The sequence below is a fragment of the Lewinella sp. genome (assembly GCF_050633125.1).
GTDB lineage: Bacteria > Bacteroidota > Bacteroidia > Chitinophagales > Saprospiraceae > Lewinella.
On record NZ_JBOEFX010000101.1, the window covers coordinates 33,473 to 44,052 of the forward strand.

At 45.0% G+C, this 10,580-nt stretch carries 7 protein-coding genes; 1 reads left to right on the plus strand and 6 read right to left on the minus strand.

What is annotated here, in order from left to right; translation table 11 throughout:
* Positions 1-90: 90 nt before the first annotated feature.
* The 3 genes from ACRBG0_RS20870 to ACRBG0_RS20880 all read right to left on the minus strand — a co-directional run bounded on the left by ACRBG0_RS20870 (position 91) and on the right by ACRBG0_RS20880 (position 4,119).
* Entirely contained in the window at positions 91-1,407 is a 1,317-nt protein-coding gene (locus tag ACRBG0_RS20870) for a glycoside hydrolase family 2 TIM barrel-domain containing protein (protein WP_431488787.1), read from the minus strand.
* 253 nt (positions 1,408-1,660) lie between these two features.
* Positions 1,661-3,217: a sugar porter family MFS transporter gene (locus tag ACRBG0_RS20875; RefSeq protein WP_431488788.1), complete on the minus strand. Its 1,557-nt coding sequence runs from the start codon at positions 3,215-3,217 to the stop codon at positions 1,661-1,663.
* A gap of 44 nt (positions 3,218-3,261) precedes the next feature.
* A complete protein-coding gene (locus tag ACRBG0_RS20880) occupies positions 3,262-4,119 on the minus strand; it encodes a glycoside hydrolase family 16 protein (protein ID WP_431488789.1) in 858 nt (285 codons plus the stop codon).
* Between the two features lie 259 nt (positions 4,120-4,378).
* On the opposite strand from ACRBG0_RS20880, the gene ACRBG0_RS20885 reads away from it, so the two are divergent.
* Positions 4,379-7,321, plus strand: a complete 2,943-nt coding sequence (locus ACRBG0_RS20885) for a triple tyrosine motif-containing protein (protein ID WP_431488790.1) — start codon at positions 4,379-4,381, stop codon at positions 7,319-7,321.
* 30 nt (positions 7,322-7,351) lie between these two features.
* Here the strand turns inward: ACRBG0_RS20885 and ACRBG0_RS20890 are convergent, their stop codons facing one another.
* The 3 genes from ACRBG0_RS20890 to ACRBG0_RS20900 form a co-directional block, all read right to left on the minus strand.
* A complete protein-coding gene (locus ACRBG0_RS20890) occupies positions 7,352-8,215 on the minus strand; it encodes an NAD(P)-dependent oxidoreductase (protein WP_431488791.1) in 864 nt (287 codons plus the stop codon).
* Positions 8,216-8,653: 438 nt separating this feature from the next.
* Positions 8,654-9,538, minus strand: coding sequence for a helix-turn-helix domain-containing protein (locus ACRBG0_RS20895; RefSeq protein ID WP_431488792.1), 885 nt, complete (start codon positions 9,536-9,538; stop codon positions 8,654-8,656).
* An 88-nt stretch (positions 9,539-9,626) separates the two neighbouring features.
* Positions 9,627-10,499 (minus strand): pirin family protein, encoded by an 873-nt coding sequence (locus ACRBG0_RS20900; RefSeq protein WP_431488793.1) that lies wholly within the window; start codon positions 10,497-10,499, stop codon positions 9,627-9,629.
* Positions 10,500-10,580 lie beyond the last annotated feature (81 nt).

Genomic DNA, 10,580 nt, shown 5'->3' on the forward strand with positions numbered 1-10,580 from the left:
AAAATTCGGGATGACTCATGTCGGAATAGAACAAGTCTATTCTTTGCTTAACACTTATATGAAAATGGGAAAAGGAAGCTCAAATACGTCCTACTTCTTCGCTTTCACATAAAACGGAATGTTGGCGTGGCCCATGTGGTTTTGTCCATCGGCTACGGTTACCAGTATACGGTAGGCACCTTCCACTTCGGGAGCGGTGAAGGTGATTGCAGCTTTCCCATTTTCGGCGATCAATCCTTCCAAGGAATGAGGGACAGACTCATGGTCGCCACCATCGCCAAGGTCGGTGCTTTCTGGCTTGATTTCGTAGTGATAGGTGATTGGGTCACCATCGGGGTCACTGGCGAAAACCTGGCTGGGGTAGGTTGCTCCGGCGTCCAGGTAGATGCTACTGCTTGCTACTTGCCCGTTGAGTAGGAAGGAGTCCAGTTGTGGGCTGCGGTTATTGGGCCAGGTGTCATTCCACAGGTAGTGCATCACGTCTACGGAAGCCGTTTCTTCACCATCAGGCATAAACATGCCGTACCAAGTGGGAGTACGTTCCTGCTTCTGTCCCCAGAGGAAGACATAAGAACCTACGCACTGGTCGAGGTTGGGTAAAATAGCCGTTTGGTAGCGTTCTTGGTAGAAGTTGGCTTTCTGGGTGCTGTTGTTTTCCAGTGGTGCATCCCAAGCCGTCGTTGGTACTTCCCAGTGGCCGGTAGCTCCCCATTCGGTGACCATGTAAGGGCCGGTCCAGCCTGATTCGGTGACCTTTTGTTTAAGGTTTACGATATCGCCATACATCTGGATACTGAGCAGATCCAAATCAGGAGCTCTTTCCTTGATATGATCAATCAGCTCTTTGTCGATACCCGCTAGGGTAGAAGTGGTGAGGTGGTGAGGGTCTACTTCGTGGATATATTCAGAAATCTGATTGACAGCGTCCCAAACTTTAGGGTTCGTTGAACGGAGGTTGAGTTCGTTGCCAATGGCCCAGATGATGAGTGCAGGATGATTTTTATACGCCAAGATTTCGGTTTTTATTCTTTCGAATTGTTCCTTGACGGCTGCTTCATCATCGTAGTCGAAGCCGTGTCGCTCACGGGCTACCTCGATGCCCATGGTTACATATAGTCCGCTGGCCTCTGCCCGATCGAGCACCTCTTGGCCGCTGGATTGGCCATTGTCGGTTCGCCAAGTACGAAAGGAGTTGCCACCGTGTTTTGCGAGTGCTTCTATATTACCAAATTCGAGGCCGGCACCTTCGATAAAGAAAGGTTCACCATTTACAAAGAGCTGGTAATTGCCATCCGTTTGGCGAATTTCTGCCGTTGTAATATCCGATGTTGGATCTTCGGAAGATTGAGAAGGCGTACATGCCTGCAATGTAGCAAAGGCAAAGAGGAGGAAACTTAGTCTGATCACAATAGTTAGATTTTTTTTGAAAAAAGTCAAAGTAGAGGGATACGGGACGCTTCACGCCCTTTGGGTAAAGGGATTAGCAGACCATTAAGCATTAATTTCCAACTTCGATTATAAGAGTCGATGTTGGGGAATTTACAAGCCGTTTCTACTAGCGTTATTAAAATTCCTCTACAATCTACTCAAAGTAGCGATACAATCGCTTCGCATCCCTCTACACTTTTCGACATTTTGCCGAAAGGCAAGTTCTGGAATCTTATTTGACAAGCTGTCGTTCAAGTTCTTCCAGCGACTTTCCTTTGGTTTCAGGCACGACCATGAGAATGAAGATAAGGCCTATTAAGCCAAATACACCATAGATCATAAAGGTAGTACCGGTACCAAGGGTCGCAAGCTCCCAAGGGAAGACCAGTTGTACCAAAAAGCTGACGGCAGAGTTGATCAGTCCTACAAAGGAAATAGCGAGGGCCCGTACTTTATTGGGGAACAGTTCGGAAAAGAGCACCCACATCACCGGCCCGATAGAGACAGCAAAGGAGGCTACAAAGCCAAGAATTCCCAATAGTACCATGGTCGGGTTAATGTTAATAGCTCCTTTCAGAAGATCCGACTCATAAGTGCCCGCAGCATCACCAATTGCAGCTGATAAGGATGCTTTATAGTCCAAGTCATTGTCAAAGGTGGTGCCGATCATGGTAGCCAGCGCATCTTTATTAATTTCGGCTGGTAGGCTGGTGACGGCAGTTTCCGTAAGGGTATAAGTAGCAGAATTGAAACTGTAGGCCAGTAAGAACATACAGATAACAATACCCGCCATACCACCAACGAGCAAGGGTTTACGGCCCAGTTTATCGATGAGTGCGATAGCGATTAGTGTAAACACCAAATTGATGAGCCCTACGTAAATAGCTTGGGAGAAAGAAGCATCTGTACCAATGCCAGACTGCTCGAAAATCATGGGGGCGTAGAAGAAAACAGAGTTGATACCTGTGATCTGTTGCAGTACACCAATGACAATACCGATGGTAAGCACCAGTGTCATGGATTTTTTGAAAAGCTCGCTGAGTGGAGCTGTTTTCTTGCCGGTATCACTAGCAATGGCTTTCTGAATTTCTGACATCTCCTGATTGGCGACTTGTGGGCCAGTGGCTTTGCTCATCACTTCGAGGGCTTCGTCGAACTCTCCTTTCATGACCAACCAACGTGGACTGCGAGGAACGAAAAATAAGCCGAGGAAATAAAGCACAGCAGGAATGGCTTCGATACCAAGCATCCATCTCCAGTTCCATTTGTCGAAATTGAGCGTCTGTGCCCAACTGGCATCGGAACTACCCAATTGTAGAATCAAATAGTTGGTGAAGAAAGCGACAGAAATACCCAAGACAATGTTCAATTGATTAAACGACACCATGCGGCCACGTATCGCGGCAGGTGAGATTTCGGCAATATACATGGGAGCAATTATCAGAGAAGCTCCTACTCCGAGACCGCCCAGCATTCGGGCTAATACGAGTGCAATAAACGAAGGTGCAATGGCCGATAAAATTGCTGAAAGGGCGTACAGGATAGCCGCGTATTTGAGTACTTGGCGGCGCCCTAGCTTGTCGCTTAATGGCCCTGCCACTAGCATGGCCAGCGTAGCGGTGAGGGTAAGTGAACTCACTGCCCAGCCTACTTCTAGTTTGGTCAGACTGAACTCTAGTTCAATGAATTTATTCACGCCTGAAATCACTGAGGCGTCAAAGCCCATGAGGAAGCCCCCAAGTGCAACAATGAGTGCAGTGGAAACGATGTAAGAAATATTCTTATTCATCTTGTAGGTTTTAAATTAGGAACATGAAGGAAAATGGCTTGGGGTTATTTTTCCGAGAAAACACGTACATAGTCCACTTCCATCGTTTGAGGGAACTGGGTTGCAGGAGTAGGGTTGCCTGGCAGGTTGCCACCTACGGCTACGTTAAGTAAAAGGTGGAAGTTTTGATCAAAAGGCCAAGTCGTAGGTAGCGTTGTACTTCTTGAGTAAGGGCCGGCATATTTTTCTCCGTCTACCATCATCATAAGACAATCTTCGTTCCAGAGCAGGGTATATACATGAAAGTCTTCGGTGAAATTTGGCCCTTCTTCTTTGGTGATTCCCTCAGAAGTAAAGCGCCAGTAATCATGCCCGTAATGAATGGTGCCAAAAATGCGGTCGGGTTCACTGCCTATGTTTTCCATGAGGTCGATCTCACCACTACGTGGCCAACCACCGTAAGCCTCATCGGTAGGCAGCATCCAGATGGCGGGCCATAGTCCCTGGCCGATAGGTAAGCGTGCTTTGACGTCTACTCGGCCATAGCGAAAATCACCTTTGTTTTTTGTAACCAATCGCGACGAAGTGTACTGGTATTGATTGAGGTAAAGTGGTAATTCCCTACGAGCTTTTATGACCAAGTTGCCATTTTCCAGGTAAGCGTTTTCCGGACGGTCGGTGTAGTACTCCAGTTCGTTATTGCCCCAGCCGCAAATGCCCAGGTCACAACCATCTCCGAGGTCGTAGGACCATTTGCTGCCGTCAATCTCAGTGCCATCAAATTCATCACTCCAGATGAGTTCGTAGCTGTTTTCTATATCAGTAGGAAATTGGCAACCAGCGACTTCTTCTGGCTTGTTGCAAGCAAATAGTATGCTGGAGAGGAGGAGTGTTGTTAGAAGGTATGTTGGGGAATTGCTCATTTTGCTGGATTTTAATTTCGTTAAATTTTATGCTTCCAAATTTATGAACTATATGGGTGGTGTGAATACATCACTTATACGTCTATGGTCATGTACCTAACATAATACCTCATCATTACTACATCATTTCAATTAATCAGCTATCTTCGTTTAAAGAGGGATGCATGAACTCAACCCAATAAACAAAGGAAGAAGCTTGTACAATCATTGATCATTAATGTTTGTCCGTAAGTAGATTTTACTTTCTCATAACAATACTATGGCTACATCACAAATCAGCCGACTAGGGATATTACTGTTTTTTTTGATCGGATTATCATCAGAATCTATTGCGCAATCCACTGCTTTGGGGATTCCGCAGGTTATTTCTTTTTCCAAAGAAGAGTACAATGCCGGTACTCAAAATTGGAGCGTTATCCAGGATGATAATGGAATGATGGTTTTTGGTAACAACAAGGGGGTGTTGTTTTTTGATGGAACCCGCTGGGAGGCGTTGCCAATGCCTAATCGGACGATTGTTCGTTCCGTAACAAAAGGATTAGATGGCCGTATTTTTGTGGGCGGGCAGGATGAATTTGGTTGGTTGGCTAAAAACAAACAAGCTCAGGTTGAGTACCATTCTTTAACGGATCAGTTGGCGCCAGAGGATCGTAATTTTGAAGACGTTTGGAAAATATTTCCAACAGAAGAGCGTGTTTTCTTTTGTACACAAAGAGCACTGTTCGTTTATGAAAATGATACCTTTTTGATAATCAAATCTCCTCAACGATTTCAGAATTTCTTCTTTGTCAAAGATCAATTGTACGCGCAGGAACGGGGGAGAGGTTTGGTGCGTTGGGAAGATGGCCAATTTGTATTGTTGCCCGGTGGGGAACAATTTGATGACTTTCGGATAGCGAGCATTCTCCCTTTGGATGACGAACTGTTGATTATTTCTGATTTTTCCGGTCTTTATCGTTTTTCCAAGGATAAGATTACTCATTGGCAGACAGAGGTTTCATCGTTTTTGCAAAAAAATCAAGCTTACTGTGCGTTGTTACTACCCAATAACGATATTGCCATTGGTACTGCTCAGGACGGCTTGGTAGTCATAGACCAGGAGGGGAAAACGCTGGTTCATCTCAATAAAGATTCTGGATTGCAGAATAATACCGTGTTGGCTATTGCGCTAGACCGGTTGAATAATTATTGGCTGGCCCTGGATAATGGAATTGACTACGTAGAGGTTAGTAAACCTTTTGCCCGGATAGCCGATGAAATAGGATTGCAGGGTACCGGTTACGCTGCTGAATTGTATGAAGGAAAATTGTACCTGGGAACCAATCAGGGGCTTTTTAGTATTGACTGGCCTTTGCTCTACAAGAGTAATATTCGCAACCAGGTGAGAAAAGTTAATGGGGTAAATGGCCAGATATGGGGATTGAATCGTCTGGGCGAATCGTTTATTATAAATTCTCATGCTGGTACTTTTCAATTGAAACAAGGGAGGGTATATCCTATTTCTCCCCCTCAGGGTGCATGGAAATTAATGCCACTGGCCGGATCTACATCTCTGGCTATAGAAGGAGGTTATACAGGCTTATTCCTTTATGAAAAAACAGGAGAGGATGAGGCTTCTTCGGCCAATTGGCGATATAAGCATCATATAGAAGGTTTTGACGAGTCCGCTCGGGTAATGGAGCAAGACAAGGACGGCAATATATGGGTATCGCATGCTTACAAGGGCTTGTTTAAAGTTCAACTCAAAGACGATAACCAGCGGGTGGATGTACGTTTTTTTAGCGAAGAAGATGGCCTGCCGGGGAATATAGCTATCAATGTACTCAAAATTGATGGAGAGGTTTTATTTACTACGCTCAGGGGAATCTATACCTATGATCAAGAAAAGGATCATTTTGAGCCCTACGAAACCTTCAATAAAATATTGGGTGGCGAACAAGAGATTCAACGCCTACTACAAGACGAAGAAGAACGATTGTGGTTTTCAATCGATAAAGAATTTGGATATTTTGATATTCAGGAAAAGGGATTCCTTGAGCAGCCGGAAATTGATCAGTTTTTTTTCAATCATTTACAAGAAGGATTGGTGGATGGTTTTGAGGAGGTTTTCGCTGTTGATGAAAATAATACCATTATCGCAACAGAAAAAGGTTTTGTAATTTATACGCCAGAAAGGGGAGAACAACGAGATTTACAACTCAATGTACTATTGCGTCAAGTACGAACCATTTCAGGAACGGACTCCTTGCTTTTTGGCGAAGGTCTTTCTTATCCACAGGTGTCGGTTGATGATGAAAATGAACTTGCCAGTCATCTTAACGCCCTACATTTCTCCTATGCGGCGCCTTTCTACGAACAAATAGACCAATTGACTTACCGCTATTGGTTAAAAGGCTACGAAGAAAATTGGTCGGAATGGAGTACGCGAACAGATAAAGAATATACCAATCTTGAGAGCGGAGATTATGAGTTTCAGGTACAAGCCAAAAACACCTACGGCACGATCAGTGACCCTGTTGTGTATCGCTTTACAATACTGCCTCCCTGGTATGCTTCTTCGCTGGCAAAATCTTTCTACTTCTTGTTTGCGGCACTTGCACTGGGAGGCGTCTTCGTTTATTTTTCTAAAAAAATAGAAAAGGAACGCCAGGAATTAGAGGCTAATCAAGCCAAAACGCTGGCAAAAAAGGAGGCGGAGTTTCAACAGGAAAAGGAAAAATCAGAAGAAGAGATTGACCGCCTTCGAAGCGAAAATTTGCAGTCGGATGTCAAGCATCGAACCTCACAATTGGCTTCGGCAACCATGCACTTGGTCCAAAAAGGAGAAGTACTGCTCAAGATAAAAAAAGAGCTGGTGAAGGTTCATAAACAAGCAAGTACGGAAGAAAACCGCAAAAAGCTGCAAAAAATCATCCACACCATCGACGGTAATATTCGCCTCGATAGCAACTGGGAACAATTTGAAGCCTACTTTGACCAGGTACACGAAAACTTTTTGCGCAATTTGCGGGAAGCCTACCCCGATTTGACGCCCAAAGATCAAAAACTTTGCGCCTACCTGCGTATGAACCTTACCACGAAGGAGATTGCTCCCCTAATGAATATTTCGGTGAGGGGAGTAGAAATCAGCCGTTATCGTCTCCGCAAAAAACTCGACCTGGATACCAATACCAACCTCACGGACTTCATCATGCGATTTTGATGCTTTATGTTAACATCATAAGAAGCACAACTACTTGGTTTCCAAATAACGATGAATAGCCGCAAAATCAAGCCGACTCATCCCTTGTTTACTGGCTGAGGCAAACAGCTCTTTAGCTAAATTGGCAAGGTAAAGGGGCTGTTGGTGCTCATAGGCGGTAAGCGCAGCAAGGTGAAGGTCTTTTTGCATCCATTCCAATGGAAATTGCACTTCGTAATCATCCTGTCGAACCATTTCAGCCTTGAACTTTGTAAAAGGAGCGGCTACAGCAAGATTGGGCAAGGTATTGAGTAAGAAATCTTTATCAATCCCCATCTTTTCACCAAGAATGACCGCTTCCGAGAATATAATCATCGATTGTGCCAACATGATATTGACCAGCATTTTAAAAGAGGCTCCTTGCCCAGTAGTTCCCAATGTGATCGTTTTTGCTCCCATTGCGTCTAGGTAAGGTGCGATGGTTGCTAAAGTAGCGTCGTCGCCTCCCGCGAAGAAAACAAGTTCAGCATTCTGAGCCTGTGGTTTAGTGCCAGCTACAGGTGTATCCGCAAAGCGAATGCCATATTGTTGTGCTTCCAGCGCAGCTTCTTTACTAAAAGATGGGTTAACGGTGGTGCAGTCTGCCCAAATAGCTTCGGGTTGCATTGCTGCTAAAGCTCCCTTTTGTCCAAAGAACAAGTTGCGTACAACCTCTGGCGTAGCCAACATACTAAAAACGATATCGGCATTTTTTACCGCGTCAGTAATGCTGTTTGCCGCGGTAGCACCTTTGGCTACCAATGCCTGCATAGCTTCGCTCGACCGATTGTAAACAGTTAAGTCTGCACCCGTTTTTAGAAGATTCGCTGCCATGCGGCTGCCCATAATCCCTAAACCGATAAATGTGATTTTCATTGTTATGCTTTATTTAGGCCACAAAAATCGGGATTGGTGGAGAGTTAATCTAACCAGTATCGGGCAGAAATAACACAGAGGCGTCAATTAGTGTCAGGAGGGTGGAACATTTTAGGGTAGTGATAGAAAGGGCGCAGGAGAATGTCGATTTCAATTGTGCGCACGCCCGCCAGGGCGGGAACCCACCCATTCTATGGAGTAATTTCCATCCGGTTCACCACGCACCGCTTACCTCTATGGCAAGGGCACACTTCTATACCTCCACTCCAGAAGGAGTAGAGCCAGCATTGTGTTAAAAAAAACTCCGATTTCACCTCACAGACCAGTGAGGGGTAGTTCCGCTGATTGGTGAACAATTGGTCGATATTGTTCACAGGTAAAAGTAAGAAAAAATCAATAAAGACACAAACTGTGTGTGTTTTTGTTGTTAGAAAACGATTAGTGTTTTAAATTATTCCTGTGCAAAGCCAGCATATACTGTTTAGGAGACAAGCCTGCCTTGTCTTTAAAGGCCCGAATGAAATAAGAGATGTTTTCGTAGCCCACTTCGTATGCAACTTCCGTCACGCTCATTTCTTGTTTGCTCAATAATATCAAGGCTTTTTCAAGTCGTTGCTCTTTGAGCCATTGTTGCGGTGTAGTATCAAAGTAAGCCTTGAAGTCTCTTCTAAACGTACTCATGCTACGGCCTGTCAGGTAGGCGTAATCTTCGACCTTTAGCGGTTTGTCATAGTTTTCCTTCATGAACGATTTGATGTTACGCTTCTTGGGCAAAGTCAATCGGAAAAGAAAGTTAGCGAAAGTTTGATCTCCATTTTGATGATTAAGGAGCAGGAGCAATTCCAGAATTTTTAATTCAAGTACCCCCTTGGTACGTAGGCGGTGCTGTTCATAAATTTGCAGCGTCGCTTCTACAAAAGATTTGAGGGGCGCGGTAATTGGGAACTTTAGATATTCCGGTACTTTCTCCCGCGTCACTTCTTTGACTGTGGTATTTGTGAAAAACTCCCTGATCATATCATCATTAAAATAGAAAAGTACACTCTCAAAATTCCCGCCTTTCTCAGGCAGTAAGTCCGTCACATAGTAAACACCCCTAGGAATAAATAGCAACTCTCCTGTACGCACCTTGATCACCTTGCCCTCATAAGTGCGCAGCTGTTGTTCGCCCGACAGCACCATCGAAATAACATGATTAGAGATATAGCCTTCTCGTTGTACAATATTTTCTGTTAATGATTTTCGCAGAATGCAAACATTACCATCTCGTAGAATCGTACTTACCTGTGGACTGTCAAAAAGGCGCTGTGGAAGAAGGATCATAGTCAAGGATGTTTTAACATCAATATCGTCTTAGCCATAGAAAAAAAATAGCCGCTTTACGTCAAAAATCACGCTGTCGCGCAGCATTCTATCCTGGCAGCGCAATGTAAGTATCATCACCCGGTACCGCCGGAAATTCTTTGGCCCGCCAGTCGGCTTTTGCTTGTTCAATGCGGTCTTTACTTGAGGAGACGAAATTCCAGTACAGAAAACGCTCTTCTTCCAACGGTTGTCCACCAAATAACAATAAGTGAGTATCGGCAGCCAAGTCCAGGCAACATTCGTCTTCTGTTTTCGCAATCAGCATTTGTCCTTGACCAATCTTTTGATCGTCGCTGATGACCTCTCCTTTTACAACCACAATCGCAATCTCTCCCTTTAGCTGTCCTTTGATATCCAGATGGTTAGACTTATCAGTTTTGATATCCATCATAAATAAAGGAGAGTGGACGGGCAGTGGAGATTTTCGCCCAAAACCTTCCCCCGCCACCAGCGTCAGCTTCATACCCTTGTCTTCCCATTGCGGCAGATCAGCCTTGGGGATATGCACAAAACTGGGAGCCATCTCCTCTTTTTCTTTGGGCAGTGCCACCCACACTTGGTAACCATGAACAGGGTAGGAGCCACCGTCTCGTTGGTGTTGTGGCGTACGTTCTGTATGGGTCACGCCATAGCCTGAAGTCATAAAGTTCACAGACCCAGGGGTGATCAATTGCTCCGCTCCGGTACTGTCTCTATGCTCCATTTCGCCTTCGAGCAGGTAGGTCAGTGTCGACAACCCGATATGCGGATGTTGGTCTACATCTATGTAGTTTCCTGGCCCAATCACAGAAGGCCCCATGTGGTCAATAAAGGTAAATGGCCCTACTTGGCGCTTGCGCCGAAAAGGAAGCAGCCGCCCCACCAAAAAGTTGCCAATGTCGCGGCTTCGTTCTTCTACAAGCATTTTGTTGTTCGTCATCTTCTCCTACCTTGATTGCTCACAAGATAGGCATAGTCGCCCATAAATTACCGCACCCAAAGTGGGAAATCGGAAGTTTGA

Excerpts from the sequence above, each read along its gene's own strand:
- ACRBG0_RS20875 (WP_431488788.1), bottom strand. The coding sequence starts at position 3,217 with ATGAATAAGAATATTTCTTACATCGTTTCCACTGCACTCATTGTTGCA.
- ACRBG0_RS20880 (WP_431488789.1), bottom strand. The coding sequence starts at position 4,119 with ATGAGCAATTCCCCAACATACCTTCTAACAACACTCCTCCTCTCCAGC.
- ACRBG0_RS20885 (WP_431488790.1), top strand. The coding sequence starts at position 4,379 with ATGGCTACATCACAAATCAGCCGACTAGGGATATTACTGTTTTTTTTG.
- ACRBG0_RS20890 (WP_431488791.1), bottom strand. The coding sequence starts at position 8,215 with ATGAAAATCACATTTATCGGTTTAGGGATTATGGGCAGCCGCATGGCA.
- ACRBG0_RS20895 (WP_431488792.1), bottom strand. The coding sequence starts at position 9,538 with ATGATCCTTCTTCCACAGCGCCTTTTTGACAGTCCACAGGTAAGTACG.
- ACRBG0_RS20900 (WP_431488793.1), bottom strand. The coding sequence starts at position 10,499 with ATGACGAACAACAAAATGCTTGTAGAAGAACGAAGCCGCGACATTGGC.